This window comes from Neochlamydia sp. AcF65 (assembly GCF_018342435.1).
Lineage (GTDB): Bacteria > Chlamydiota > Chlamydiia > Chlamydiales > Parachlamydiaceae > Neochlamydia.
Genome location: NZ_JAEMUE010000056.1, coordinates 10,481 through 37,198, shown reverse-complemented (window position 1 = coordinate 37,198; position 26,718 = coordinate 10,481). Strand labels below are relative to the sequence as shown.

20 protein-coding genes and 1 tRNA gene are annotated in these 26,718 nt (G+C 36.2%); 11 read left to right on the top strand and 10 right to left on the bottom strand.

The window, feature by feature from the left end:
• Nucleotides 1-309 precede the first annotated feature (309 nt).
• From NEOC65_RS06835 to NEOC65_RS06805, 7 genes are all read left to right on the top strand, one after another.
• On the top strand, nucleotides 310-552 hold the full coding sequence (locus NEOC65_RS06835; RefSeq protein ID WP_213156107.1) for a hypothetical protein: 243 nt from the start codon (nucleotides 310-312) through the stop codon (nucleotides 550-552).
• 112 nt (nucleotides 553-664) lie between these two features.
• Nucleotides 665-2,269 (top strand): hypothetical protein, encoded by a 1,605-nt coding sequence (locus NEOC65_RS06830; RefSeq protein ID WP_213156106.1) that lies wholly within the window; start codon nucleotides 665-667, stop codon nucleotides 2,267-2,269.
• 572 nt (nucleotides 2,270-2,841) lie between these two features.
• Entirely contained in the window at nucleotides 2,842-4,491 is a 1,650-nt protein-coding gene (locus NEOC65_RS06825; protein ID WP_213156105.1) for a hypothetical protein, read from the top strand.
• A 1,073-nt stretch (nucleotides 4,492-5,564) separates the two neighbouring features.
• Nucleotides 5,565-7,409, top strand: coding sequence for an oligoendopeptidase F (gene pepF / locus NEOC65_RS06820; RefSeq protein WP_213156104.1), 1,845 nt, complete (start codon nucleotides 5,565-5,567; stop codon nucleotides 7,407-7,409).
• A gap of 124 nt (nucleotides 7,410-7,533) precedes the next feature.
• A complete protein-coding gene (locus NEOC65_RS06815) occupies nucleotides 7,534-7,860 on the top strand; it encodes a co-chaperone GroES (RefSeq protein WP_213156103.1) in 327 nt (108 codons plus the stop codon).
• 24 nt (nucleotides 7,861-7,884) lie between these two features.
• On the top strand, nucleotides 7,885-9,510 hold the full coding sequence (gene groL, locus NEOC65_RS06810) for a chaperonin GroEL (RefSeq protein ID WP_166155771.1): 1,626 nt from the start codon (nucleotides 7,885-7,887) through the stop codon (nucleotides 9,508-9,510).
• Nucleotides 9,511-9,587: 77 nt separating this feature from the next.
• A tRNA-Asn gene (locus NEOC65_RS06805) sits at nucleotides 9,588-9,659 on the top strand.
• 487 nt (nucleotides 9,660-10,146) lie between these two features.
• Here NEOC65_RS06805 and NEOC65_RS06800 read toward each other — a convergent pair.
• The 4 genes from NEOC65_RS06800 to NEOC65_RS06785 all read right to left on the bottom strand — a co-directional run bounded on the left by NEOC65_RS06800 (nucleotide 10,147) and on the right by NEOC65_RS06785 (nucleotide 11,702).
• The gene (locus NEOC65_RS06800) at nucleotides 10,147-10,503 is read right to left on the bottom strand and encodes a hypothetical protein (RefSeq protein ID WP_166155774.1); all 357 of its coding nucleotides are present in this window, start codon (nucleotides 10,501-10,503) and stop codon (nucleotides 10,147-10,149) included.
• A 431-nt stretch (nucleotides 10,504-10,934) separates the two neighbouring features.
• On the bottom strand, nucleotides 10,935-11,129 hold the full coding sequence (locus NEOC65_RS06795) for a helix-turn-helix domain-containing transcriptional regulator (RefSeq protein ID WP_242678193.1): 195 nt from the start codon (nucleotides 11,127-11,129) through the stop codon (nucleotides 10,935-10,937).
• Between the two features lie 11 nt (nucleotides 11,130-11,140).
• The gene (locus NEOC65_RS06790) at nucleotides 11,141-11,407 is read right to left on the bottom strand and encodes a helix-turn-helix domain-containing transcriptional regulator (RefSeq protein ID WP_166155777.1); all 267 of its coding nucleotides are present in this window, start codon (nucleotides 11,405-11,407) and stop codon (nucleotides 11,141-11,143) included.
• Nucleotides 11,400-11,702 (bottom strand): type II toxin-antitoxin system RelE/ParE family toxin, encoded by a 303-nt coding sequence (locus NEOC65_RS06785; RefSeq protein WP_213156102.1) that lies wholly within the window; start codon nucleotides 11,700-11,702, stop codon nucleotides 11,400-11,402. The genes NEOC65_RS06790 and NEOC65_RS06785 overlap by 8 nt, the downstream gene beginning before the upstream one ends.
• Before the next feature lie 1,796 nt (nucleotides 11,703-13,498).
• On the opposite strand from NEOC65_RS06785, the gene NEOC65_RS06780 reads away from it, so the two are divergent.
• The gene (locus NEOC65_RS06780; protein WP_213151655.1) at nucleotides 13,499-14,239 is read left to right on the top strand and encodes a hypothetical protein; all 741 of its coding nucleotides are present in this window, start codon (nucleotides 13,499-13,501) and stop codon (nucleotides 14,237-14,239) included.
• Between the two features lie 458 nt (nucleotides 14,240-14,697).
• Nucleotides 14,698-16,284 (top strand): gamma-glutamyl-gamma-aminobutyrate hydrolase family protein, encoded by a 1,587-nt coding sequence (locus tag NEOC65_RS06775; protein WP_213156101.1) that lies wholly within the window; start codon nucleotides 14,698-14,700, stop codon nucleotides 16,282-16,284.
• Nucleotides 16,285-16,471: 187 nt separating this feature from the next.
• On the opposite strand, the gene NEOC65_RS06770 is transcribed toward NEOC65_RS06775, so the two are convergent.
• Nucleotides 16,472-16,999: an NADH-quinone oxidoreductase subunit C gene (locus NEOC65_RS06770; protein ID WP_166155789.1), complete on the bottom strand. Its 528-nt coding sequence runs from the start codon at nucleotides 16,997-16,999 to the stop codon at nucleotides 16,472-16,474.
• Between the two features lie 1,371 nt (nucleotides 17,000-18,370).
• Between NEOC65_RS06770 and NEOC65_RS06765 the strand changes: the two genes are divergently transcribed.
• On the top strand, nucleotides 18,371-18,847 hold the full coding sequence (locus tag NEOC65_RS06765; RefSeq protein WP_166155792.1) for a hypothetical protein: 477 nt from the start codon (nucleotides 18,371-18,373) through the stop codon (nucleotides 18,845-18,847).
• 62 nt (nucleotides 18,848-18,909) lie between these two features.
• On the opposite strand, the gene NEOC65_RS06760 is transcribed toward NEOC65_RS06765, so the two are convergent.
• The 5 genes from NEOC65_RS06760 to rnr form a co-directional block, all read right to left on the bottom strand.
• Nucleotides 18,910-19,338 carry a DNA polymerase III subunit chi gene (locus tag NEOC65_RS06760; protein ID WP_213151661.1) on the bottom strand — a complete coding sequence of 143 codons (429 nt, stop codon included), beginning with the start codon at nucleotides 19,336-19,338 and terminating at the stop codon, nucleotides 18,910-18,912.
• Nucleotides 19,325-19,984 (bottom strand): DUF502 domain-containing protein, encoded by a 660-nt coding sequence (locus NEOC65_RS06755; RefSeq protein ID WP_166155798.1) that lies wholly within the window; start codon nucleotides 19,982-19,984, stop codon nucleotides 19,325-19,327. The genes NEOC65_RS06760 and NEOC65_RS06755 overlap by 14 nt, the downstream gene beginning before the upstream one ends.
• Entirely contained in the window at nucleotides 19,981-20,652 is a 672-nt protein-coding gene (locus NEOC65_RS06750) for a DUF502 domain-containing protein (protein WP_213151663.1), read from the bottom strand. The genes NEOC65_RS06755 and NEOC65_RS06750 overlap by 4 nt, the downstream gene beginning before the upstream one ends.
• 110 nt (nucleotides 20,653-20,762) lie before the next feature.
• A complete protein-coding gene (locus NEOC65_RS06745; RefSeq protein WP_166155804.1) occupies nucleotides 20,763-21,347 on the bottom strand; it encodes a DNA-3-methyladenine glycosylase in 585 nt (194 codons plus the stop codon).
• Nucleotides 21,347-23,659: a ribonuclease R gene (rnr, locus tag NEOC65_RS06740; RefSeq protein WP_213156100.1), complete on the bottom strand. Its 2,313-nt coding sequence runs from the start codon at nucleotides 23,657-23,659 to the stop codon at nucleotides 21,347-21,349. Before rnr ends, NEOC65_RS06745 begins: the two co-directional genes overlap by 1 nt.
• A gap of 56 nt (nucleotides 23,660-23,715) precedes the next feature.
• Here rnr and leuS point away from each other — a divergent pair, with 56 nt between their 5' ends.
• The gene (gene leuS / locus NEOC65_RS06735; protein ID WP_213152327.1) at nucleotides 23,716-26,232 is read left to right on the top strand and encodes a leucine--tRNA ligase; all 2,517 of its coding nucleotides are present in this window, start codon (nucleotides 23,716-23,718) and stop codon (nucleotides 26,230-26,232) included.
• Nucleotides 26,233-26,718 lie beyond the last annotated feature (486 nt).

The following is a 26,718-nucleotide window of genomic DNA, read 5'->3' as shown; positions in this document are numbered from 1 at the left end:
ATGGATACGCCCTAATTAAATATTCTGCAAATAAAATTTTTTTCTCAAGGGCTTGTTTTAACATAAGCGTTTATTGATTAATAACTTAGAGGGAAAAAAATATCGTCTTTTTTTTGTCGTCACATTCTAAAGAGAAAGACAATTAAAAGTTTTAAGAACCTTCATAAAAAAATTAAAAAATATTTTAGCATATTCGTTTAGCCATGAATATTTTATGTTTAAAAAGAAATTTTAAATAAATTTTTAATAGTATTTTTAGTTGCTAGCCATTAAAAAAGAGATTAAGAACAAGTTTAAAGGAGTAAGGTTATGCTAAAGTCTATATGTTTTTTTCTCGGAGTAGCTTGCTTAAGTCTAACGCCCATGTTGGGTGCAGGATTAAAGATTAGCCATCGCTTACATGCCATCCATTTTGGCCCTGGGCCCACAGGCGATCAAGGGCAAGAGGTAGAGGAGGAGAAGCGGCAAAATCTTTATGCCATTAATTTTGGCCCGGGGCCTGATGGAGACCAAGAGGTAGAGAAGGATAAAAATGCGGATGAGATTGTTTAAGGAATAGCTTTATTATTTTTCTACAGATCAATACTAAAATTGAGAAGATAAGAACTTTACTTTGCATCCATTAAAAATAATTATAACAAATAAAAATTAGGTTGATAGATTGATGGGCATTATTTCACGGATGGGCAATTATTGTAGTGAGCGATCTTTCGCACGTATAAATGATGATCTTTCATTCGAAGAGGGTAGCGACGAGGATAGTGCCCAACCGTACAGAAGGATAGAGGCTGGAAGCTTAAATCAGGCTCTTGGCAATCCCTACTATCCAATTTCTAATGAAGAAAATGAGAGTGAATCTGAAAGGGCAAATAATGGTATTGCTCCTTTAAGAGAGAATGATTATGCAAATAGCTGTAAATCGGCCTGGACAACAGTCTTACCTTTACTGTATGGATTGTCTGCCGGCATTATAGGTGCAAATGCAGCAAAATGGGATAATCGGCAAGTTGAAATGCTGAGTGCTGCCGGATTAGGTGCTACTTTACGTATCTATTCACACTATTGCTCTTCTGGAAAGATTGCACGATGGGCCCCTCCTTTTTTCGCCAGTGTAGCGGCAGAAGGCTTATTTGCGCTGACCAATTTCTATCTTAATTTGGATGATATAAGCCAAGAGGGAAGATTATTGTCCGGCTATGAAGAGGCTCTTAAAACTCTTGTTCGATCGATCACCTATGCTTCCACTGCTTTTTTTGTCACTCATAATATTTTAGCAAAACCTAAAGAATTACCTTCCCAGGATTCTGATCTACGTACTAGGCTTCTTATTTTAGGAAGATCAGCTAATAAAGTGATTTTGGCTGTTCATTATTTAGCTTTGTTTTCCTTGGGGGCAGCTCTCATAGTGACTAGCCAACAAATGCCAGAAAATTCTAGAAAAATTCTTCATTTAGATTTTGATGCAGGCATTTTAACTTTAAGTTATACGGCAGCTAATTTCATTTTCAGGTGTGGCTTAAAGGCTCATGATTGGTCGTTAGAAAATAATAGTTCCTACCGAGGATATTTTCAAGGCCTTGACAGAGAACCCACAGCACTTAAGAATAGGATTTTGATCCTTGCCAGAAGAACTCTTGAAACTTTTAGCGGAGTTTTGCCAGGATTTTTATTTCCCTTGAATGCCTCTCTTTCTTATGGTGCTCTTGGATGTCTAGGAGCTGCTACACGTGTTCTTCAAGAGAGAAGCTATGAAAGGTTGCATAGCTACACGAGAGTTACACCTTTAGAAATCACAGCTAGAAAGGCTGAATATGTTAAGACGGGCGTTTTGTCTATCGCGCTTTTAGCTTTTACAATCGCATGCATGATGACCAATGATTGGCATACGGGTTCAGCAATGCTTACGCTTGGTTTAACTTCTGTAGGAGGATACTTATCAAGTAAGGCTGTGGAACTTTTGATTAGCCAGCGAAATTTGGACAATCGAGTGATCAATCAACTTGATTTTGAATTAAACGTTAATAGCTACGGGATCTTGTTCTTATATCTTTTTCTCCATACCAAGTTTATGCTTCTAAATTCTGATGTGGATGTATCTAGTGGTTTTAAATATGCTCTATTACTTTCTATGTATGGATTGCTAGGATTCAACCTAGGAAATAATCGTGCAAGATTTGGTAGTGTGCACAATTTAAATCCCGAAAATGCTTCAAGCTTTGCGCTAGCGCAGGCCGCTAATAATTGCATGGAATATAGAAATTCTCATTGAGAAAATGTTTTTTCGTCAGAGCTTACAAAAGTTTGCCACTCTTTTTCTTCGTTTAACCCTAAATAAAAAACAAAATCTTTTACTTATCTAATCAATAAATAGATAAGTAAAAGATTTTTTTTACATATTGGTTTAAATCTGAGCTTTTTATATTTAACTATAGGATAACATAACTTTTTTTACTTGTAATTTTTATTTTAAAGCTTTAAGAATACCTGGAGGAGTAAGCTTTAGAGCGAGATGGTCGGATGGTATTTTAAGTTTGTAAGTTTTTTTGCCTGATCTATTTAAAGTTTTTAAGAAGTTTAAACATCTATACCTCGCTTCCGGCGATGTGTTGTTTGTTTCTATGCTTTGCAAAGAGGGAAATAGGAATCAAAGCATGTAATAGAGCCAAATTTTTCTCTCTTTCCTGAAGTTCATAAAAAGGGGTGAGAGCAAAAAGCTAGATGTTATAACAAACTTGACTAAAGGTTTTTTAAGGTTAAAAGGTAAAGACATTCTGCTAATTATAATCTCTTCTGACAACAGGGATAATTTCAATAATATTTAAAAATTAGGTTTTTATATTTATGAGCATCAGTTCATTTATTAATCGTTATAGGCAAAGGCCTCTTGAAAATCATTTTGATTCTGACTTGGAGAACAGTGATGCCGAAAGGGCTGCTTTTCCTTATACTTCATTGGAAGGAGGGAGTGAGACAGAAGATTTTTTGTCTCCCCATCCTCCTGCCATCAATAGTGACATAGAACGTTTTTCTTCTTCGGATGAAGAAATTTCTGTAGGGCGTGTTGCTTCTCGTTCGATAAAGAAAAAAGCCATTAAGCGGTCTAAAGTGACTAAGCTATCTAGTATGTGTAAATTAACATGGCAGACGACTCTCCCTTTTCTGCTTATCAGTTCCACCACATTGACTGCATTAAATGCTACAACCTGGGGCAACTCCCCTGTAGAAGTCTTAAGTGCTGCTGGATTGGGAGCTACCGTACGTCTTTATTCACATTATTGTACGCCCAAGAAAGTCGCTCAATGGGTAAATCCTTTTTTTGCCAGTCTTGCAGCGGAAGGCTTATTTGCCTTTACCAATCTCTACCTTAATTTGGACGACATTTGTGAAGCTTTAAATATTTCTTCCAAGGATGCCTACCACATGAAAACGAGTATACGTGTGATCACCTACGCTTCCATGGCTTTCTTTGTGGCTCATAATATTTTAAACAAACCCAGAAAGCTTCCTAAAAATGAATACCCTTGGGCAAGAGAAAATCGTAAAAGGCAGCTTATGTTGGGAGGAAAAGCCAATAAATGGGCTTTAACCGTCCACTATTTAGCTCTAGCTTCTTTTGGATCGGCACTTATCATTGCTAGCCAACAAATGCCAGAAAATTCTAAAAAGATTCTTCACGTGGATTTTCATGCAGGAATTTTAACTTTAAGCTATACAGTAGCTAATTTCATTTGTAGATATGGCTTAAAGGCTCACGATTGGATGATGGAAAACCGCTATAAATATAAAGAGTATTTACGCGAAATAGAGGATCATCCCAAGACACTCAAAAATAGACTTCTGAGTGTTGGAAGAAGGACGCTTGATACAGTAGGTAAAGTTTTACCAGGTATTCTATTTCCCTTTAACGCTACTCTTTCCTATAGTACTTTAGGTTGTTTAGGAGCCGTTACCCGCGTTTTGCAAGAAAGAGATTATGAAAGATTAGATAGCCAAACAGGTGCAAGTCGTTTAGAAATTACTGCTCGAAAAACAGAGTATGTTAAAACAGGTGTTTTATCGCTGGCACTTTTAGCTTTTACAATTGCTTGCATCATGACAAATGATTGGCATACAGGTTCAGCCATGCTTACACTTGGTTTAACTTCTGCAGGTGGATATGTAACAAGCAAAGCTGTCGAGCTCTTAATTAGCCAGCTAAAGTGGGATAATCGACTAATCAATCAACTTGATTTTGAATTAAACGTCAATAGTTATGGAATTTTATTCTTGTATCTCTTTCTTCATACAAAATTTATGCTTTTGAATTCTGATGTTGCTGTTTCAAGTGGGTTTGAATATATGCTATTGCTTTCTATGTATGGGCTACTAGGATTTAATCTAGGAAATAATCGTGCTAGATTTGACAGCATACGGAATCTTAATCCAGAAAATGCTTCACCTTTTGCCTTAACGCAATTAGCTAATAATAGCATGGAATATGCTCTTAAATAAAGCGTTTAAGCTGAGAAGTGAAAGAAATGCTTTTTAAAGTCTTATTCCCTTTGAAAGCATAAGGGTTGAGGAACACTTTGCCATTTAAATAGATATCTTTTTAAGTGGCAAAGTGACTGATAATTTTTTTAATAACACCTTTTAAAGCAACTACGTCTGTTTAGCCAAAAAAAATTAACCTTTTTCTAAGCTGACTCTTCCCGTAAAAACAAGTTTTTTATCAAGTGTATGACTACATAAAAAGTTGCTCAGAAGCGTGTAAACAAAGTTTTGCTTGAATAGCAGGTGGAATGCTCTCTAATATTTTCATTCCTATGCACTTGCAGATTTTATCTAAGTAGCTTCATATCCGAGATAAATATCTATAAAGTTTAACGGTGATAACTTTTTCTGGGGAAAAAAGGATCTGAGGATAGGGGTGGTTAAAATTGGGAGAGCTTAGCAGCAAGCTTAAATATAGATAAAGTGCAACGTAAAGCGTTAGTATGGCGCCAAAATTTCAACAGCCGTTTTTTAAATTTATAAAATATATTTTAGAACATTAAACAATCATGCCTTATCGAAAATTAATGGTTTTTGAGGGAAGGTATCTTTTAAATAAGGATTTTCAAAGAGTTGGAAAAAGCCAATTTTCAATCGGTAAATTGCATTTTGCTAGCCCCCCTCAAATTATAGAGGCCTAAAAATTTTTCCTTCTATCGTTAATAAATAGCATCGAAAATTTAAATTGCTTGGACTCTTAAGAGAATGCAAGAATTAGCGCCTTCTTACCAAAATAGGAATAGACTTTGATCAATTTATTTAGCTAATAATGATGGCCGATGAATACTTTCAGCCAGCATTTTGAAAAAAAAATCCCACAGTTTTTTTTCTAAAAAGATTGACTTAATCCTCAAAGTTATCAACAAATGATAAGAGTAGCTTTAAACCCAATTAAGTTAGTTAAAGCTGAGGCCGATTTCGTTATTTCATTCTTATGTCTACTTTCATCCTATTTATAATCGCTTCCCATCATGCTGTACATACAATTCGCGAATATGTATATTCAAACCTTTCATTACAAAAGGTACAATATGCTAAAAAAACGTTCACAAGTAGCTAAGAAGGACTGTTGGAATGTAGAATCTCTTTATTATTCTTTAGCCGATTGGCAAAAAGATTTCAGCTCAGTAGCTGAAATAGATAAATCTCCGCATTGGCCTCAATTGGCTCGCTTTAAAGGTAAGCTAGGAAAAGGTGCGCAAACTCTTAAAAAAGCTTTGGAAGTGCTTTTTGATATTTCTAGAAAGCTTTCTAAGCTATATACCTATGCACACTTGCGTCATGATGAAGATATTACTAATGATGAATATAAAGCAGCTTTGGCTAAAATCACTCACTTACACCATGCTTTTAACCAGGAAAGCGCCTGGTTTGAGCCAGAACTTCTTGCTTTGCCAGGTATAGAGTTAAAAAAGTTAATGACAGCCGAGTTTTTGAAAAGCTATCGTTTTTACCTAGAGAAAATAGTTCGGCTAAAAAAATATACCTTATCGGCAGAAAAAGAAGAGCTTGTCGCTTTATCGGGGGAGGCAATGTCTACAGGAGTTAAAGCTTTTTCTGCGATCAATGATGCGGATTTTAAATTCGAAAAAGTGAGCGATAGTAAAAGAAAAAAGCATGAATTGACGCAATCTTCCTACGGAGTATTCATACGAAATTCAGATCGCACTTTGCGGAAAAATGCTTTTGAGCAGATGCATAATAAATATATGCAGCATGAAAATACCATGTGTGAATTATTAAATGGAAATGTGCAAGCTCATATTTTTAATGCTCGGGCCCATAATTTCCAATCATGCTTAGAGGCTTCACTTTTGCCAAAAAACATCGACGTAAAGGTTTATCATTCCTTGATCGCTGCCGTAAATGCAAATATAGGTGTTCTCCATCAATATATTCGTTTGCGAGAAGAAGTTTTAAATTTAGGACCTCTTCATTTGTATGATATGTATGTTCCTTTAGCTAGTCACCTAGATATAAAAATGAGTTATGAAGAAGCAGAAGAGGCTGTAATAGAATCGGTTGCACCTTTAGGTACAGAGTATCAGAATATTTTAAAAAGGGGGCTTTTAGAAGAACGATGGGTAGATCGATATGAAAATATAAATAAGCGCTCTGGAGCCTACTCAAGTGGTTGCTACGATAGTATGCCTTATATTTTGATGAATTATAAAGGACTTATAAGGGATGTTTTCACGCTTGCTCATGAAGCAGGTCATAGTATGCATAGCTACCTAAGTCGTAAAAATCAACCTTATCAATATGCCGATTATCCTATTTTTTTAGCAGAGGTAGCTTCTACATTTAATGAGGACTTATTAATGCGTTATCTGCTCAAAAAAGCTCAATCTAAGGAAGAGAAAATATTTTTGCTTAATCAGCAAATTGAAGATATTCGTGCTACTTTATTCCGTCAAACCATGTTTGCGGAATTTGAGCTTTTTATTCATGAAAAAGCCGAAAAGAACATTCCCCTTACCCCACAAATGCTTAAAGAGCAATTCTTCAAACTTAATGCTCATTATTTTGGCCCTGCAGTAATCGATCGTTTAATAGAGTACGAGTGGGCAAGGATTCCCCATTTTTACTACAATTTTTATGTCTATCAATATGCTACAGGCATCAGTGCCGCTCTGGCCCTTTCAGAAAAAGTATCCCACGGGGGTAAAAAAGAACGAGAGGCTTATCTATCTTTTTTGAAAAGCGGCTCTAGTCAGTATCCGATCGAGTTGTTAATAAAAGCTGGAGTGGATATGCGCTCGTCTGCACCTGTTGAAGCAGCCATTCATAAATTTCAAGAGCTGGTACAAGAATTAGCTTTTTTACTAGGCAAAAAAAAGAGCGTAGCCAAAAAAACTGCCAGAAATAAAAATTAGAGATTTTTAGCACTTTCTATTGATGATTGCTAAATTTAGCTTGCGAAAATTTAATCTCTTAAAATATAGTGAGGCTTCTATCCTCTGGAACATGTATTTAAATCTTGCAAAGTAGGGAGTTTTTATGGAACAGACACAAACAAAAGAACAACAAATCTTGAACGTCAAATTTAAGCCTCTAGGTAACAGAGTGCTTGTTCGTCGTCTTGAGCAGGAAGAAAAGTTGAAAGGTGGCATCATTTTGCCGGACAGCGCAAAGAAAAAGCAGGAGCAAGCCAAAGTTGTAGCGATTGGTACTGGTAGAAAAGACAAAAAGGGACAGTTGATCCCTATCCCTGTAAATATAGGCGATATCATTATTATGGAGAAATATTCAGGCCAAGATATCAAACTAGAAGATGAAGAGTATGTCATCTTAAAAGCAGATGATATTATTGGTATTGTAGAATAACATAGGTTCAAGGAGAAACAGATTATGACTGCGAAAGATATTAAATTTAAAGAAGATGCTCGTCAAAAAATTCTTAAAGGTGTACGCATTCTTGCTGATGCCGTAAAAGTCACACTAGGTCCCAAAGGACGCAATGTGATTATTGATAAAGCCTATGGAACACCTCACATTACCAAAGATGGTGTGACTGTAGCTAAAGAAATTGAGTTGGAAGACAAGCATGAGAATATGGGCGCTCAAATGGTGAAAGAAGTAGCTAGTAAGACAGCTGATAAAGCTGGAGATGGTACAACTACAGCTACAGTGCTCGCTGAATTCATTTATGCCGAAGGTCTTCGTAATGTGGCCGCTGGAGCAAATCCGCTTAGTTTACGCCGTGGTATTGAAAAAGCTGTCAAAGCAGTCGTTAAAGAATTACAATCCCGCAGCAAAAAAGTTCAAGATTCTAAAGAGATTGTTCAAATAGCCACTATATCTGCCAATAATGATCAACAGATTGGAGAAATCATAGCTAAAGCCATGGAAAGGGTGGGGAAAGATGGAACCATCACGGTCGAAGAAGCTAAAGGTTTTGAGATGACGCTTGATGTAGTCGAAGGAATGAATTTTGATCGAGGCTATCTTTCTGCTTATTTTATGACCAATCCGGAAACCCAAGAGTGTATATTAGAAGATGCTTTTGTGTTAGTCTATGAAAAAAAGATTTCCGTTTTAAAAGAATTCATTCCTATCCTGCAAGCTTGCGCTGAAAGTGGAAAGCCATTGCTTGTTATTGCTGAGGATGTGGAAGGAGAGGCATTGGCTACCTTAGTAGTAAATCGTCTGCGCACGGGCCTAAAGTTTTGTGCAGTAAAAGCTCCAGGATTTGGCGATCGCCGTAAGGCTATGTTAGAAGATATTGCGATTTTAACAGGGGCTCAAGTGATCAGCGAAGAACTTGGAATGAAGCTCGAAAGTACAACACTAGAGATGCTAGGACGTGCTAAGAAAATTATTGTTAATAAAGACGAAACAACGATCGTTGAAGGCATGGGTGATAAGAAAAAGATAGAGGAACGTGCATCGCTTATTAAACGTCAAATTGAAGAAACGGATTCTGATTACGATCGTGAAAAGCTACAAGAACGATTAGCTAAGATATCTGGTGGCGTTGCTGTCATCCGTGTGGGTGCGGCTACTGAAGTGGAAATGAAAGAAATGAAAGATCGTGTCGATGATGCTCATCATGCCACTGCAGCTGCAGTAGCGGAAGGTTACTTGCCTGGTGGAGGTGTAGCTTACATACGCTGCGTACCTTCAGTGCTAAGCTTAGCAGAAAGTTTAGAGGGTGACGAAAAAACTGGCGCTAAAATTATTGCCAAAGCATTAAGTGCGCCACTTCGCCAGCTAGCAGAGAATGCAGGCCAAGAGGGTCCTATCATTCTTCAACAAGTAGAAAAATTATCGGATACCCAAGGATATAACGCTTTAACGGGCGAATTTACCGATATGATCAAAGCGGGAATTTTAGATCCTACCAAAGTTGCTCGATGCGCATTAGAGAATGCAGCCTCAGTAGCTGGCTTGTTAATTACTACAGAAGCTCTCATTGCCGATGTTGTAGATGAAAAAGCTGCTCCTGCCATGCCTCCTGGAGGGATGGACTACTAAAAAATAAAAGCGGCAAAATAAATTGCCGCTTTTTCTTGCCAAATATTAAGCTTATTATGTAATATACCGCTTTCTGATCCGGAATAGCTCAGCGGTAGAGCAGTGGACTGTTAATCCATTGGTCGTAGGTTCGAATCCTACTTCCGGAGATTCTTTGGTTGAAGTGATGTTGCCAGGAGCAGCAAAAATGGCTCACGCAGCGTCACAAGCAATCTTTTTTCTTTCAATTTCAAGTTCGAAAAAACTAAATTTAACAATTGTTGTTTTTGTTCATCTTCCACCTCCTGAAGAGGTTCTTTGCTCGTTTTGCCAAATCCAACTCTATTCTCGCCGTGATTAGACATCTTCTATGGGTATTGGCATGTACTTTCATCTTTGAAATTATCTCGCACTGTTGTCTCTTATATTCTTCGAGCTTGGAATGATAGGTGTCAGAATCAAGCGCTCTATCCAGATGCATATCAATGAGCTTAGACGGCTTTGAATATGATCTAGCTCTTTGCAAAGTGTGTCTTAGAAATGTTTAAAAAATTCTTGTTCATGCGCATAAGATTTTTTAAGATAGGTTACAATCTCTTCAATTGCTACATCGGGTAGCTGAAGCTGGTCAAGATATTCCATTAGAGGAGTTAAAGCTTACTCCTCTCTAACCCAAATCTTTTGGCATGTTCGCTTGGAGTTATTGCAGCTATAGTAAATATATTTTTGCTTTTTTATATCTCCAGTGGCAGCGCATCCACTAGGCTCGCACGTAATCAATTCCCTAAAAAGAATGGGATGACCTGCATAGTGAATAGGAGCTTTATTGTGACCTGCCATAATATCCTGTACTTGGCCAAGTAGGCCTTCAGATATTAAAAGCGGGTATCGATGCGGATATAGCTCTCCTTTTATGCGCATAACACCAAAGTAAAAAGGATTCTTAAGAGTGATTTTAATTCGGCTAGATCCTAACAGATTTCCTTGAGCGTTTGGCAATCCTAGCTTATTCATTTCATCAGCAATTGTTTAAAACGAGTGAATGTGAGTGACATAAAGTTCAAAAATTTTAATAACGAAAGTAGTATTCTGAGGATCAACCTCGATCATCTTCTTGCCGGTAGGTAGGGTAACGTTCTTGTACCCAAAAGTTGCCTTTGTGATCCATTCACCCTTTCGTACGCTTTGAACCTCTATGTCTAGAATGGATAAGTAAAAAAGGAATATTCAAAAAAGAATATAAAGTTACTGAGAAAAAGAGGATTAAAGAAATAGGAAATGCTTTCTCAAAGTGGTATACTTGCTTGATGAGCAAAATCTAACTGAAGTTTCAGCTATCCAAAAAAAGATCTTATCTATTGAAAGCATGCTCGAAGCCGCCTTACTATGCCATTGAGTGGTTACTTGTGCTTGAAAGGGTTTTATAAAAACTTTCGCGCCCTACTTTAAGCCTTTTTAGCGAGAGCACCAATACCACCTTGAGCTTCTGCGACATTGCGGAGAGCAATAAGAAAGAGTTGCTGGGACTCTTCATCGCCTTTAAGGCTCTCTTCCAAAGCATTGTTTAGATACGCAACGGCTTCCTCATGATCTTTGAGCTTTTCAAGAAGCCAATCTTGATATTTCGTATTTCTTCTCATAAAATGCTCTTTTAAAGGGTTGCATTTACCAGTTTAGCCAGTGTGTGAAGGGTAGGATTTTTGCTTTTAAAGGCATGATAGAGGGTCGTTCTAGGTAAACCATGCTCTTTAGCAAGCTGGCTTTTATTCTTGGCACTGATATGAGCTTCCAGAATTTCAATCACACCATCAGGATCATTTTCTTTTAAGCACTCCCAAACAGCTTTTGCAATAAGCTCTTCATCTAAAAGATCTTTCATTGGATTGTATTCCCGAGGCGTTTTCTTAAATTTAGTCATAAACCCACTCTCTGTAAATTTTTTCTGCCTGTTTGATGTCTTTAGTTTGGCCATTTTTATTTCCTCCTAACAGTAGTAATACCTGGCTTACTGGGATCAAACAGTAATAGATTCTTCGTCCATTATCCCATCGAAGTTCCCAAACATGGTCTCTTACTTGTTTGTGATCTCCAAAATGCCCTTCTTCTTTGATATTATCGATTCGTTTAGCAATTTGAACTCGAGATTTTGCGGGTTCACCCTCAAGCCATTCTTCAAACTCATCTGTTACGAGTATTTTGTATTTTCTCTTCATTGTACCATATATTGAACAATTAATCTACCAAGAAAAGTTACTTCCAACTCTCTCCATTTTCTGAATAAAAAAGTATCCTTTAAGATACCTTTGTTTTCAAGCAAATCCTAAGCTTCTACAAATGAATAAGAGATAAGGTTTTTTAAGAGCAATCCAGCCAAAAGTTCGAAGTGTACCCAGTACCTGGAGATTTGTTAATGTATATAAACTGCAAGTGACTTAAAAAAACGGCTCAAGCAGTCTTACAAGCATCTTGCTTTCATCCAATTTTAAATTCAAAAAGTCAAAATTTAAGGTCTACCTTTTTTAGGTAATGCCAAGCAAGAAAGTCATTAAATAATTAAGAATGACTTGGCAAGATTGTATTTTTTGCTTAAAATGCGAAGCCTACTTAAAAATCTAGCTTATCATTACGTCTTCTTTTCTGTTAAAATTTTGCAAGGAGTAATATTTGTCATGTTGCCTCGCTGCGAAATAGCCTACAATAGATTGAAGATCCTGCATCGCCAATTTCTCAAACGAGCTACTAACGAGAGAGCGAAGAAATTTGGAGAAATTAAGGTATTCAACCTATCTTGCATTAAGCTCAACTTTCATGAACAATCTGTAGGGCTGAGAGCTTTACGTTCCTTATTTCATTTTCAATTTTTTAAAAATTAAATTATCCGCACTAAGCAAAGCTTTTGATGGAATGAGGGTGTCTTACACAGCGCCGTATGAGAGTGCTCAGTCTTAACAGAATAGTCTTAAAGTAGGTTGCTTACTGAAGAAAGAGAATTGAAATAGGTATGAATCAAGGGCTCGGTAACCTTTCACCATTGTATATTTAGTTTCCCCTAAATGATAAAAAGTTGATTCGGAGATATGGAATGGTTTTAAAAAGGAGGGAGAGATATTTATACTATGAAAATTTTTCTATGTTATCCATAGAATGAGGGCAACTATTCAAAGACTTTCGCTTGGCTGACTAAAGACCTCCAGATATCAGTATTAAAGCCTTTTGCCGGTGTTATCTTGGCAAATATTCATAGATTAAGAATTTAAAAAGAAATTTCTTAAAAACGAATTAAATTATACGCTTTTAGTCTATTCCTTACGCAATCACGTAATTTATAAAATCCCTTTTGTTAAGCAGAGGGACATCTTTCGGAGGATTGGGTATGCAGACGAAGTTTTTATAAAGCGTATTATAAAGTACCCATGGAATAAGAAACGCCAGCCTATTCCTTAAGGTCGATGTCAACCTTAAGGAAATGACTTAAAACAGCTATATTTCTTCATTTCAAAGTTTTAATGATTGAAATCAATTTACTGAAGGAGGATGTATCTTAAATTATCGGGAGGGAGAGTCTGTTAAAAAAGCGAAAGATAGGGCACTGAGGATTTGAAATATCGGCATTCAAATTAGGCTAGAATATTTGGGAAGGACATAATTTTTTGATAATGCTAAGTCATTCTGAGTAAATCCGATAAGCCGGCTTACATTTACAAACCGCGAGAAGTAAAACTAGTGAAATTCTAAAAAAAGTTGTTGGTTTCTTTTTTTCCTCTGTAAGGAGGGGCTATTGAGGAGTAAATATGCCTATTAATAGAGATTTAAGCTTTTGTTTTGAACTAGCGCAGACTATACTAGGTAAGTTGTCTATTTGCTAAATAGGCTTTCTTTTAAGGCTTGCTGGTAAGAATCTCGCTTACACCTTAAGCGTTTTACTTCCCAAATAGCAAATAATTTTGTGAGTAATTATCTTGTTTAGATAAGAGATATCCAAATAAACACCCCCTTTAAGGAGGATAAAATGTCGCCTTTTCAAAAAGTGTTGCGTTTTAGATTTTCTAATTTTATTAAACTTTCTCTATCTTCTCTTTTTACTATAGGAGGAGTATGGTGTTTTTTTATCGCGCTCGCTTATACCGGCTTTCCTTTTGCCGAAATAAAGGTAGAGAAGTTTTTTGATCTTGGCTTTTTTTCAGTCTCGATTTTCGGCCTTATCATATTTTTAACCATGATTCCCTTTCAAGCAGTACAGGAAAGGCTATCACCTGGTTTTTTCTCACGCATCTCCAGTAATCCGAGAGCCCATTTTGGCTTATATATCTTGATCACTTCAGCTATTATTTGTTTTCTTGTAATAGCTCTTCAGCAAATACCCGTTATAGAAAAGTATTTAAGTGAATTGTTTTTGGCGCTGACCGTGTCCATTATTTTTGCTATTATATTTCACCATTGTTGGGTAATTCGACATCTTTACCAACCTTACGTCGTTTATAATCATATTAAGGAGCTTAAAGGAGAGGAATCGACAGAAGAAACCTGGCTAGAGCTTTTTGAATGTGTATATAAGGCAATCAAACAAGGGCGAGTCAGTGATGCGAGAAATATTATCAATGTAATTACTCATAATTTTACTCAAGATGTTACTAAAAAAGAAAATAGGATGCTTTATGAGGATCTGACCAACTTGTATACCATAGCTCGTGATTGTCGGCCGATTGCACGTTTAATGGAAAAGAAATGGCCTTTTCTACTTAATAAATAAAAGTCTCGGGGAAAGGGGTGTGGAAAAAGCCCTCTATAAAAGGAAGAAATTTTAAAGAATGAATGTCTTTTGAACCTGTTATAAAGTAGAATTTATAATGAATATTTTTATTTAATCCTTACGATATTAAATAATTTTTATTTAATTAATCATCAAGATTAACTCTATAGATTGTTAACTGGCTTGCTATCCTAAAAATTTTGAGAGGGAGGAGAAAATCTCCTAAAAGTAAGCGTGCATGGTTGATTAAATTGCTGAGGCTGAGGGGATGATAGGGATCTAAAAGCACAGCAAATGGAAATAAAAGCTATTTACACCTGCTTTTGGCTTTGCAGATGCCCACATAATTGCACTTAAATTTCGGTATCTTTCGTGAACGCTTAAGCTTTAAGAAGGCTAAAGAGTACTCATTAATAATATTTTTAGATATTACAGCTTAACTAATGTAGGGAGATAGAATGAGTAATATCAATAGAGAGGATATTAATAAAAATCAGTATTTACAGCTCTTAAGAGAAATAAAAGATAGAAGAAAAAATGATCCGGCCTGCTCAATCAATTTTACGGATTATTTAAAGAAAGGAAATTTTTCTTTAGAAGTGGCCTCTCTTGACTTAAAAGAAATTGGAATAACTGTAAATCCTATAGAAGGAATGGGATTAAAACCTTATTGGGGCACTGATATTTTAACACACGTAGATTTTAACAGGATTACCTTCAAAAATTGTAACTTTGAATACATAAATTTAACAGGTTCTTTATTTAAAGATTGTTGCTTCATAAATTGCAATCTCCATCATGCAGGGGGACTTAAAATTAAAATGATAAACACATCTTTCGAGGGCTGTACAATGAGGGAGATGTGTTTGGATGGTAGTAGCTTAAACAACATAAAATTTAGTAATTGTGATTTAAAATATGCAGATTTTTATGAAAGCAATCTCAAATCGGTGGATTTTAATTCTTCTATCTTGATCGGTAGCAATTTCCTAGAAGTTGAAATTGACGAGAGTCGCAGCTGTAATTTTATAAATTGCGAGCTAACGGACTGCTTACTATTTGATGCTAAACACAAATTTAATAGGATAGGAGGAAAAAAATATGAGGTTACTAAACCTATCATTCTCCTGCCGTGGAATTTTTATCAGCCTGGGTTGACCGCTACTAAAGTAAACTTAGCTATAAAAAAGGTAGATGGTATCCCTATAAAGTATAATTATTTGATGAATAATGTTAATCTTCTCCTCTTAGATCGGCAGGTAAAAAATCAAATTAGATTAATTCAGAAAAATGCCTCTCTCTGCACAAGCATCCCAGAACAAATTTTGAATGAGATAAGAGATGATCAACTAAAGCAAATAGAAAATTCGGAAATTTACAAGATCTACTTGATAGCTGTTAAGCTTTCTTCTTATGTCGATGCTATCATTTTACCTGGAGGAGCTGATCTAGAACCAGAATTTTATGGAGATAAAAAAGGCCCTCACACCCATACGGACTCTGATTATAGACGAAGCTTATTAGAGTTTGCATTGGTCCAACAAGCCATAATAAAAGATATTCCATTAATGGGCATTTGTAGAGGCGCGCATGTAGGCAATGTTTTTTATGGAGGCACCCTAAAACAGCATATTGAAGGGCAAGTAAGCCGCCAAATATACCACACGGAAGAACTTTCTGTGGATCAATCTCACAGCCTATTAAGAAAAGTGGTCAATTGCAAATTTAGTAGTATTTCTGCCCATCATCAAGCTTTAGATAGGATCGGTGATAACTTAAAAGAAATCATTGTTTATCCAAACGAAAAAGAGGAAATTCCTAAAGCTTTAGAGAATGATGGGGGAGGAAGTCCTAAAATTTTTCTTCAATTTCATCCTGAATATTTTGTGGATGCTGAAAGAAAAGTAGAGGCTGCTGCTAAAGTAAAAATATCCAAAGAAAACAAAAAAATATTTAAATCCTTCCTAGAAACTGTAAAACTAATCAAGAAGAGAAAAAAGAGGGTGGAATGTATTAAGGAAATTGTAAAGGAGCAGTTGATATAAAATAGAATTATATCAAGGTTAGCATTATCTTTTAAGGCTTGCATAGATAAATATAAAAATCAAAAACTTAATAAAAATATTTTTATCGATAACCTCGCCTAGATCATGTAAGAGAAGCTGCTCGTCAATAAGCCGTTACCTCTACCCACTTAAAGTTTATAAATCTTATCCTATTATTTAAAATTCTTCAATTTACAGGAGGATTAGCATGGACACAAGGGATGATTACAGAAGGATTCTGGTTGCTAAGGAGAGTTTTAAATTCCATAAACTCTTCAGGTTGTACATATCCTTGTGATGAAGGAGGCTTTTCCCGTTCCTTGGCTACCAAAATTCTGTTAGGCGTGTAATGCTCCGTAAATCGAACTTTAAATAAATTAAAAAGCTGGCACTCATACCCCTTTGCCTCTTCCCATATATCGGTTACTGAAGGAAGTAGCATGTCACCTTCGGTATAGCTGATTATTCGCATACGCTCACAATGAATAGGGTTATATAGCCAGTAAGCAATTTTTATTCTTTTTGTGGGCACTAGATAGTGGGCTGCTGTGAGATCTATCAAGACCTCGTAACCTACCTGCTTTAAGAATGAAAGAGTTTTTTTTATATCTTCTTTGCTTACTTCTATGATTGCTTCTCCAAGGAAATAAGTTTTATTAATAATTCCCTTTCCTAGCTGAACTTTTAAATTTTCCAATGTTTCAGAAATATTCATAGGGCTACTCTCCTGTTAAAATGGACTTTTTGGCTAATGGGTGCGCCTATCTTTCCTATCACGCCAAGCTTATCTTAAATAAGGCAATTAGATTTGTTGGGTAAAAACTATCTTAAAGAAAAAAAAGCTTTTTGTCTTAAGCACAGGCCGGGTAAAACTCTTAAATTGCTCAACATTATTCTCATAGGCTGCTATTCTACTTAAGGTTTGTAAATTGACCCATTACTGCTTGATCAGCTTTTTTTTTAAGATCTTGCCAGGTGAAGCAAGACTTACTGAAGGGAAAACTAAAAAGCCAGCCACCATATGAAAAGCTACGCAGTCCTGCGGTTTTGCAATACATAATTGATTTAGTTAAAAATTTGATCAATGACCAAGATTATTGCTAGGACACGTTACTTGATAAAAAAGCATCCATTAAAAAAATGGCCTTTACCTTTAGGCCTTTTCGGTCAAATATTTAAGTTGAAAAATTCTTTATAGAAATCCTTCAACCTTTAGATGCTGTTTTGCAGCCAACGAAAAGAGCATGACTCTAAAAAGCCTAGAAACCTCATAAACGCTTTAACCTCACCTGAAAATTTTCATATCAACACTCCCGGCATTTTGTCAATGTTTTCGATTGTGGAGGAGTGCTAGGCATTATTCGAGAGCTAAAATAAGGATCTAAATAATTTAATTATTAAATAACAATTTTTAATATCCAAGGAAGCTCGAATATTTATTGAAAAAAAATCCCGTGCTAATAATTATGATAAGAAAAAGGGAGAAATTATAAAAAATTTTTATATATTAAATAAAATTTTAAGCTAAGATGAAGAAGTGTGAAAATTATTTTGAAAAACTTTAAAAAGAAACAGTGTGAAAAATAAGATAAAAATGCAAATTATTAGTGACATGATAAAGCAAGCAATTTTTTAATTTAAAGCAATAAACTTTTTAAACAATATTAGCTTCATCCTAATGGATAAAAGTTTAAAACGGAAACAAGCTAAAGTTTTAAGTTTGCTTATTTGTATAAACTAGAAAATTTTAGACCTTATTTTTTTATCGCTTAGCTGTCGCCCTATGTTAGCTCTTTATGCTCTAGGTTTTTCCTTCATAAAAGATGCTTTATAAACGTTTAAAGATCATGGTATCTTGAAAGGAATAGAGTATGGAAACTTAAGAGAATATAGGCATAGGCTATTTTAGTTAATATGCAAAGCTGCTAGATAAGATCTATACGAGAGCTTTTCCATCTTAATTTTTAAATTTCCCCCTCTTCATTGATAAAAGAAAGCATCTATTAATTTTTGCTTTGATTAATGCATGATTAATTCTTTGATATATTTGCTCTTGATGACTTGATAATTTATTCTGAGGTTTTTTATGCAATATGCATATGTGTATAGCCAATCCAGGGCTAATTTTGAAATATTTGGGTATAAATTTCGTTTAAATCTGATAGATACCCTTCAAGAGAAGCTTAAAATTGTGGTAGATCGACCGGTAACGAAATCTCTTGCAGTAAGAACATTAAAGAATATTGAAAGAGAGTCAAATATCAAAGCTTTTCTTACTAAACGAGTAGTAGTAATCACCACAACGAGTGTTATAGTGGCAAGTGGTCTTTTTCTACCTAATGCTGCCGCTTCCCTCACTTTGCTTACTTCTACCTATCTTAGGAGCGTGATAGTTGCTGTAGGTACTATTTTCATCGCTTATGTTATGGCTAATAATAATCTTCCTAAATTATCACAGGCTTATCAAGACCAAGCTAGGCAAGCGCGCTATTTAATGGAAGAAATTAGAAACAAAGAAGATAATGTGGCTTTCATTTTCCCTAATAGTGAAAGAATTTCTTAATAAAACTGTTTGACTCACTTCTTAGCAAAAACACTCTTTAATTTCTTCTTTTTATCTACCCTTTACTCCAAAGCTGCCGATTGGACGATAGTAAACTGCTTGGAAGTGTAAATCTGCTGACGGCGTTGCGATTGCGCTAGCTTTTCAGGGTGAGTTTGATCATACAGCTCATAAACAACATTAAATTGATCTGCAATAGGGCTTACTTCGGCGCATAGATTTATCAAAACAAGCGCCTGATTTAAATTTTGAGCAGCAGAAGTGATAACCACTTTCTCTGATGAAGGAGTATTCGAAGCTATATGAGGAAGAAAGCTCTCTGGGAAAAATTTCCACAGCAATTCATCGAGATAACGTGTAGCTTGTTCATTGGGAGCGACGATTAAAATGTTATCTCCTAATTCAAAATGATGCTGGATATAATGACAAATAGCTCTTAGTTTTTGCTGGTTAGAGCCTACAGGAATGAAAATGATATTAGGTTTTTGCATGATCAGAAACCCCTGGCATGGAAGGAAGCATAATACCGCAAGACACTAAAAGCTTGAAAGCGTCCTCAACTTTCATGTCAATTAACCTGACTTTATCGGGAGGAAACATCAGAATGAACCCGAAAGTAGGATTAGGGGTCCCTGGTACAAAAATTGCTATTTTACCTTTTAATTTGCTCTCAGAGGTCTCCTTAAGGGTATTTGAAGTTAAAAAGCCAATAGACAAAGAGTTTTCATGAGGATAAGGGACAAGCACAACTTGTTTAAAAGATGAGCTGGTAGAAGAAAAAAGAGGATGAATAACATCTTGGAGAGACTTATACACTTTATTGATAATTGGAATATGACGAATCAAATTATCAGTAAAGCTAAGGAGAGAATACATAAAAAATGTACGAGTTAAAAATCCTATAAAAATAATAAATATAACGACCATGATCAAAATAAATAGACGAATAATGATGAGCAGTCCTAGCGTTTTGTCTAAATTCCACAGATAATCATCCGCAGGTTGATAGTAATGAAAAACTTCTTTAAGGAGATGAATAAAGGGATCGGTCAATAGATTTACTATAAAAGCTACGATAGCTAATGTAAAGATAACAGGCAAAAGGAGTGCCAATCCCGTTAAAAAATATTTTTTCATAAGGGTACGCTCGGGGATGTAGATAAAATATCTGTAGGGGGTAATAAAGGATGAAATGGGACAGAAATTACTCCACAAGAAATGATATATTTAAAAGCTTCTTCCACACTCATATCCAAATAAATAAGTTCATTTTTTTTAAACATCATTAAAAAACCAGAAGTCGGATTGGGAGTGCAGGGAACAAAAATAGCCATTAGCTCTTCATCTGAATGACTGCCTAAACCTACCATATTCTCTCGGGTAATCAGACCTATACAATAAGTGGTCGCATTTGGATAGGGCACCATGACAACTTGCTTAAAAGATTTGCCTTCTGAAATAAATAATGTTTTGATTACATCTTTACAAGTATTGTAAACGGAGCGAATAAAAGGAATGCGTCGTAAAATTTTTTCTGTAAATCGGAGAATATATCTCACTATAAGCCAACGTCCAATCATTCCCACGAAGACAGTAGAGAAAAAGATAAAGACCAAAATAATAACTTGGCTGATTAAATGTTGCAGTTGAGGTGGAGTTTTTTCAAGAAAATGGTTTTGTCGAAGGATTTCTTTAGTGATGCCTGCAAAAGGGTCAGTGAGCTTATTAAAAACAAAAACTACGATAACGATAGTCAAAGTTAAAGGCAAAAGAACGGCAAGACCTGTAATGAAATGTTTTTTCATAAAGCCACTATAACAGAAGAGAATTAATTATTCAAAAGATGTGATGATAAAGCGCTCTTGTAAATAGAGAAAGAGGGTTTAAAGCTCAAATATTAAAATTTTTAATTCAGTTACATTTCTAATGCATAGATGAAACGCCAAGGGAGGTGAGCATGTTCACCTGCATAGTCGATGCCTACACGTGGTCCTATTATTAAATTCTTTTTTTCGCAACAAATATGATGATCCTCTAGCCAGATAAGAGGCCCTGTCAATAGTAAACCATTATGGATAGTATCGATGCCTAAAGCTTGCGTTAATGTTCCTGGCCCGCCCGCAAGGCTAGCTTTATTTTTAGTTTTATAGCGCCGTTTAATCATTTGCTCAACGCCAATAGTAGGTTTAATAGCGCGAATCAAAATAGCATGGGGAATTTCAATACTGTTAGTAACAATATTAAACATGGCATGAATTCCATAGATGCGATACACATAAGCATGCCCACCAGCATGATACATCACTTCATTACGTTTGGTACGGCGGCCGCCATATGCGTGAGAAGCTCGATCTTCGGGACCTCTGTAAGCTTCCGTTTCAGTGATAATTCCTCCCGTATAAACACCATTGATACAGGTCATCAATACTTTGCCTAATAGCTCTTGGCTAATCTGCAAAACATCGTCTCTTAAATAAAAATCTAAAGGAAGTTTTTCCATTATTTTTTTGATTTTTTCTTGCTTGGGAATTTTTTTGAGCTTTTTCTTTTTGAGGCAGTATATAGAAAATCTTTTAACCTGGGTTTAGAAACGGGACGAGAGGGTAAAGGTTTCCTCATTTTCTTTGACTTTAGCAGCGTAGATTTTACCTCAGGTATAAGTGTCCAGGAGCATTCCAAGGTAATAAAATCAACTTTTTTTAGCATGATAGTAATTTTGTCTCCTGCTACAAAAGTTTTATGAGTATGGCGTCCTTTTAAAGCCAAATTGCCTTCATCATATATATAGTAATCCCCATCTAGCTCCGATACATGTAAATAGCTTTCAAGCATTACATCTAAAACCTCAAAGATTATTCCAAAATTTTTTATACGGGTGACCACAGCTTCATACTGTTGGTAGGGCTCTATTTGCTGGCGGGAATATAGCAAGCGCAATTTCTTGAGAGTTTTTACACTAGCTTCTGCTCGAGCACTTTGTCTTTCTTTTTCTGAGCAATTATTAGCTACAATTTCTAAAGCTTCATAAGCTTCTTCTTCATGGAAAAGCGAGCGATGAATCACTAAGTCAATATAACGGCGTATAGGGCTTGTAAAATGACAATAATGAGTTAAGCCTAAACCAAAGTGACCTATATTGTTCGGTGAATAAATAGCTAAACGCATGCGGCGTATATAACTTGTAGCTAGATACTGTCCATAGGAAGAATTCATAGCTTCTTCAAAAAGCTTTTGAATTTCTGCATTACTAGGCGTATCAGATAAATTATAGCCAAAAGCTCTAGCTAACGCGGCAAATTCTTTCATGCTTTCTTCAGCAGGCTCATCGTGAACGCGGTAGGTCAAATTTTTACCTATCGCTGTCAAATGCCTGGCGACTGTTTCATTGGCTTTCAGCATAAATTCTTCCACCAATTGATGGGTTATATCATAGGTAATATAATCTGTACCCTGAGGCATACCTTTTTCATCCACTAAAATGACCAGCTCTGGCAAAGCAAATTCAATACTTCCTCTCTCAAAGCGTTTTTTCTTCAATAAGCTGCATAACTCCACCATAAGATGGAGAGTAGGAGCGTGGGGAGAAAGCTTTTTACCTTCTAAAATTTGCTTAGCTTCTTTGTAGGTAAAACGTTTCTTGCTTTTGATTACACTGCGGGTAATGCGATAGTCAATTTCGTTCCCATTACGATCAAAAGTAATTAAAACAGAAACGGTCAGTCTATTTACTTGAGGTTTAAGGCTGCATAAATTATCAGATAAGATGGAAGGAAGCATGGGAAGACAGGTTCCGGGAAAATAAGTAGAGTTGCACCGCATAGCAGCCTCTCTATCTAAAGCTGTCCCAGGCGTCACGTAATAAGATACATCTGCAATATGAACTCCTAGATGATAATGCCCCTGCTGATCTTTGGAAAGGTGGATGGCATCATCAAAATCTTTAGCCGTATCGGGGTCAATAGTAAAGCATTCAATCTTACGAAAATCCTCTCTTCCTTGAAGATCTTTGGCAGAAACTCGCGTCCCTATTTTTTTCGCCTCATCTATAGTCTGTGCAGAAAAATCAGAGCGTAAGCCGAACTCTTCGATTGCTGCTTTAACATCACAAGAAGGATCAGAGATATGTCCAAGGTAGTGAGAATATTTACAATATGTTTCCGTATCTTTGCTGCCCCAGTCTGTGACTTGCATAACTATTCTATCGCCTTCCTGAAGGCTCCTTTCTTTTGAAGGCTCAACAATCACTCTTTGAGAGAGGCCTAGTAGAGGAACATAAGCTAGAATTTCACCATACCGATCTACTTTTCTTATTATTCCGGCTACATGAGTGCGTGCTCGTTCTAGAATGGCTATAACTTTACCTTCAGGTCCTTTTTCTTTAAAAGGGGGAGCTTCCACACGTACTTCAACTATATCTCCATCTACCGCATTCTGAATTAAATGCTTGGGAATAAAGATGTCCTCCGAATAAATGGATGGATTTTCAACTTTTAGAAATCCAAATCCTCTTGGATGGACGCTTAAAGTGCCTTTAACAATTTCGGTTGTCGAGCTTTTCAGGGCGTAACGTTTATGCTCTAGGCTAGCTAAGCCTGATTGATGCAAATGGGTGAGGACTCTGCCGAAAATTTCGCGATACTGCTCGGGCAGATGCAACCGTTCAAAAAGCTCGGATTCATTCATAGCTAAGTACCCTTTACCAGCCATAAATTCTTGAGTAATTTTTAGCAAGTTTTCATACAGACGATCTTCTTTACTTCTTTGGATGGAGCCGAGCTCCTTTTTTTTTGACTTTTTGTTGTTCTTTCGCATAAAGTTCTAACGGTTCTTTCTCATAAATTTATACGTATACTACTTTGGATAAAAGAATGAAATATGATCATAAAAAAATTGAAGCAAAATGGCAAAAATTTTGGTCTGATAATAAAACTTTTAAAGCAGAAATTGATCCCTCTAAGCCTAAGTATTATATTTTAGACATGTTTCCTTATCCTTCGGGAGCAGGCTTACATGTAGGACATCTTATAGGATACACAGCTACAGATATTTTGGCACGCTATAAAAGGCAAAAGGGCTATAATGTACTACACCCAATGGGGTGGGACAGTTTTGGATTGCCTGCAGAGCAATATGCTATACGTACTGGCACACATCCAGCCGAAACCACAAAATATAATGTGCTTAATTTTAAGCGCCAGCTTTCGCGTGTAGGTTATTCCTACGATTGGGATCGGGAAATTTCTACTAGCGATCCATCTTATTTTAAATGGACGCAATGGATTTTCACCCTTTTATATGAAAGAGGATTAGCTTACGAAGCAGAGATGATGGTGAACTATTGCCCTGCCTTAGGAACAGTGCTAGCAAATGAAGAGATTGAAAATGGCTTTAGTAAAGAAGGAGGTCATCCTGTTGAGCGCAGGCCCTTACGCCAATGGATACTAAAAATCACTGCCTATGCTGAACGCTTAATTAAAGACTTAGAATTAGTCGATTGGCCAGAAAGCTTAAAAAAATTACAAATTAATTGGATCGGAAAAAGTGAGGGGGCTTCTATACGTTTTCCGATAAAAAATAGCGATTGTTGCCTAGAAGTTTATACTACACGTCCTGAGACACTTTTTGGCGTAACTTATCTGGTTTTAGCTCCTGAGCATCCTTTGGTTTCAAAGATTACTTCAAAAACTCAGCAAGCTTGCACAGCAGAGTATCAAAAAACAGCAGCTTCTAAAACAGATTTGGAAAGAACAGATCTAAATAAGAATAAAAGTGGCGTTTTTATAGGTGCTTATGCCATTAACCCTGCCAATGGCAAAGACATTCCGGTATGGATTTCGGATTATGTTATCCCGGGGTATGGTACCGGCGCTATCATGTCTGTTCCTGCCCATGACGAGCGCGATTTTGAGTTTGCTAAAAAATTTGATCTTCCACTGGTATATGTCTACAACGTTCATCCAGAAGATTCGATGGTCTATCAAGCTGTAACGGAGGAGAGCGTATGTATTCATAGTGAAAATGAGGAAATTTCCTTAAATGGCTTGAAGCAAGCTGAGGCTACAAAAAAAATTATCGAGTGGCTAGAAAGAAAAGGGATAGGTAAAAGTACGGTTACTTATAAATTGCGCGACTGGTTATTTTCGCGCCAAAGGTATTGGGGCGAACCTTTTCCTATTTTGCATTTTGAAGATGGGACAAAGCGTGTCCTGGAAATAGACGAGCTTCCTTTAACGTTGCCAGCCGTGTCTAACTATAAACCCTTAGGCGATGGCCAAAGCCCCTTAGGTAAAGTAGAAGACTGGATAAATATCCATGATAGTAAAACAGGTAAAAAGGCTCGACGAGAGACAAATACGATGCCTAATTGGGCAGGATCTTGTTGGTATTATCTACGATTTTGTGATCCGCATAATGATCAACAAGCCTGGGGCCAAGAAGCAGAAAAATATTGGGGTCCTGTGGATATGTATGTAGGAGGAGTAGAGCATGCTGTCTTGCATCTTTTGTATGCTCGTTTTTGGCATAAAGTACTTTTCGATTGCGGATATGTCAGCTTTTGTGAGCCTTTTAAGGCTTTGCGCAATCAAGGTTTAATGGTAGCACGTTCCTATCAAAATAGTTTAGGAGCTTATGTGGCACCTGAAGATGTGATCGAAAGAGAAGGCCATTACTTTCATCGGCAATCAGGAGAAGAGCTTAAAAGCCAGATTGATAAGATGTCTAAATCTAAGCTTAATGGTGTCTCACCGGATGACGTGATTGAGGAATATGGTACCGATGCATTGCGATTATACGAAATGTTTTTAGGACCCTTAGATAAAGAGAAGGTATGGAGTTCAGAAGCGGTGAGCGGTTGCCGACGTTTTCTTGTTCGTTTTTATGAAATGGCTACCTCAGATAAGCTAACCTATGAAGATTCCGAAGAAGCTTTTAAATTAGGCCATCGCCTAGTGCATGGAGTAGAAAAGGATATTGAAGCTTTACAATTCAATACCGCTATTGCCAAAATGATGGAATTTATAAATGACTTTACAAGATTGCCTTTATATCCTCGTTCAGTCGTTAAGATGGCTACGCAAGCTTTAATGCCGTTTGCTCCTCATCTTGCAGAGGAAATTTGGGAGTTACTAGATTGTAAAGAAGCTCTATCTTTTGCCCCGTTTCCCCAAATTAATGAAAATTATTTAGTGGATTCGCATGTTACTTACATCGTCCAAATTAACGGTAAGCTTAGGGCTAGATTAACGCTACCTATTGATATATCCCAAGAAGCAATCCTTGAAGCCGCGGAAAAAAATCCTTTGGTTACTAAACATTTAGAAGGTCAAACTGTACAAAAGATTATTTTTGTTCCTAATAAACTATTAAACATTGTAATAGGTTGAAAATTTAAAGGCTTATTGGATACCTATCTAAATAGGTGAGTTTAATAAAGTTAAGTTTTCTTGTATGTTAAATAGCTATCTTTCATGGATAGCTAAATAGGGGAAGGCTTAAAATTAAAGAGTTTCGACCATGGCCTAAGCCTTTAAGAGGGTAGGAGATGTGTAAGCATTCCTCCTATCTTATCGGCTAGGCTTATTATTTTTTTAAATTTAAAGGCAAAGCCTTAAATCTGTTAAGTTTTTATTAAAAGCATTGTTTCATTTTTTATTTGATATCTTTTTTTTCAATTATTTTATTGTCCATATTATTATAATTTTATCGTTGTAATGCAGCTCCTATATTTTGCAGCAGCTCTTTAATCCCTGCTATATTTAATAAAAGCGATCTTTTTAAGGAGCAAGCTAGCTTCCCACGAATGAAACCTTTTTTAGATGATATATTTATAATTTTTAAGAAAATAATACGCTTTGAAAAAACCAAGTCTG

Excerpts from the sequence above, each read along its gene's own strand:
- NEOC65_RS06835 (WP_213156107.1), top strand. The coding sequence starts at position 310 with ATGCTAAAGTCTATATGTTTTTTTCTCGGAGTAGCTTGCTTAAGTCTA.
- NEOC65_RS06830 (WP_213156106.1), top strand. The coding sequence starts at position 665 with ATGGGCATTATTTCACGGATGGGCAATTATTGTAGTGAGCGATCTTTC.
- NEOC65_RS06825 (WP_213156105.1), top strand. The coding sequence starts at position 2,842 with ATGAGCATCAGTTCATTTATTAATCGTTATAGGCAAAGGCCTCTTGAA.
- pepF (WP_213156104.1), top strand. The coding sequence starts at position 5,565 with ATGCTAAAAAAACGTTCACAAGTAGCTAAGAAGGACTGTTGGAATGTA.
- NEOC65_RS06815 (WP_213156103.1), top strand. The coding sequence starts at position 7,534 with ATGGAACAGACACAAACAAAAGAACAACAAATCTTGAACGTCAAATTT.
- groL (WP_166155771.1), top strand. The coding sequence starts at position 7,885 with ATGACTGCGAAAGATATTAAATTTAAAGAAGATGCTCGTCAAAAAATT.
- NEOC65_RS06800 (WP_166155774.1), bottom strand. The coding sequence starts at position 10,503 with ATGAATAAGCTAGGATTGCCAAACGCTCAAGGAAATCTGTTAGGATCT.
- NEOC65_RS06795 (WP_242678193.1), bottom strand. The coding sequence starts at position 11,129 with ATGAGAAGAAATACGAAATATCAAGATTGGCTTCTTGAAAAGCTCAAA.
- NEOC65_RS06790 (WP_166155777.1), bottom strand. The coding sequence starts at position 11,407 with ATGACTAAATTTAAGAAAACGCCTCGGGAATACAATCCAATGAAAGAT.
- NEOC65_RS06785 (WP_213156102.1), bottom strand. The coding sequence starts at position 11,702 with ATGAAGAGAAAATACAAAATACTCGTAACAGATGAGTTTGAAGAATGG.
- NEOC65_RS06780 (WP_213151655.1), top strand. The coding sequence starts at position 13,499 with ATGTCGCCTTTTCAAAAAGTGTTGCGTTTTAGATTTTCTAATTTTATT.
- NEOC65_RS06775 (WP_213156101.1), top strand. The coding sequence starts at position 14,698 with ATGAGTAATATCAATAGAGAGGATATTAATAAAAATCAGTATTTACAG.
- NEOC65_RS06770 (WP_166155789.1), bottom strand. The coding sequence starts at position 16,999 with ATGAATATTTCTGAAACATTGGAAAATTTAAAAGTTCAGCTAGGAAAG.
- NEOC65_RS06765 (WP_166155792.1), top strand. The coding sequence starts at position 18,371 with ATGCAATATGCATATGTGTATAGCCAATCCAGGGCTAATTTTGAAATA.
- NEOC65_RS06760 (WP_213151661.1), bottom strand. The coding sequence starts at position 19,338 with ATGCAAAAACCTAATATCATTTTCATTCCTGTAGGCTCTAACCAGCAA.
- NEOC65_RS06755 (WP_166155798.1), bottom strand. The coding sequence starts at position 19,984 with ATGAAAAAATATTTTTTAACGGGATTGGCACTCCTTTTGCCTGTTATC.
- NEOC65_RS06750 (WP_213151663.1), bottom strand. The coding sequence starts at position 20,652 with ATGAAAAAACATTTCATTACAGGTCTTGCCGTTCTTTTGCCTTTAACT.
- NEOC65_RS06745 (WP_166155804.1), bottom strand. The coding sequence starts at position 21,347 with ATGGAAAAACTTCCTTTAGATTTTTATTTAAGAGACGATGTTTTGCAG.
- rnr (WP_213156100.1), bottom strand. The coding sequence starts at position 23,659 with ATGCGAAAGAACAACAAAAAGTCAAAAAAAAAGGAGCTCGGCTCCATC.
- leuS (WP_213152327.1), top strand. The coding sequence starts at position 23,716 with ATGAAATATGATCATAAAAAAATTGAAGCAAAATGGCAAAAATTTTGG.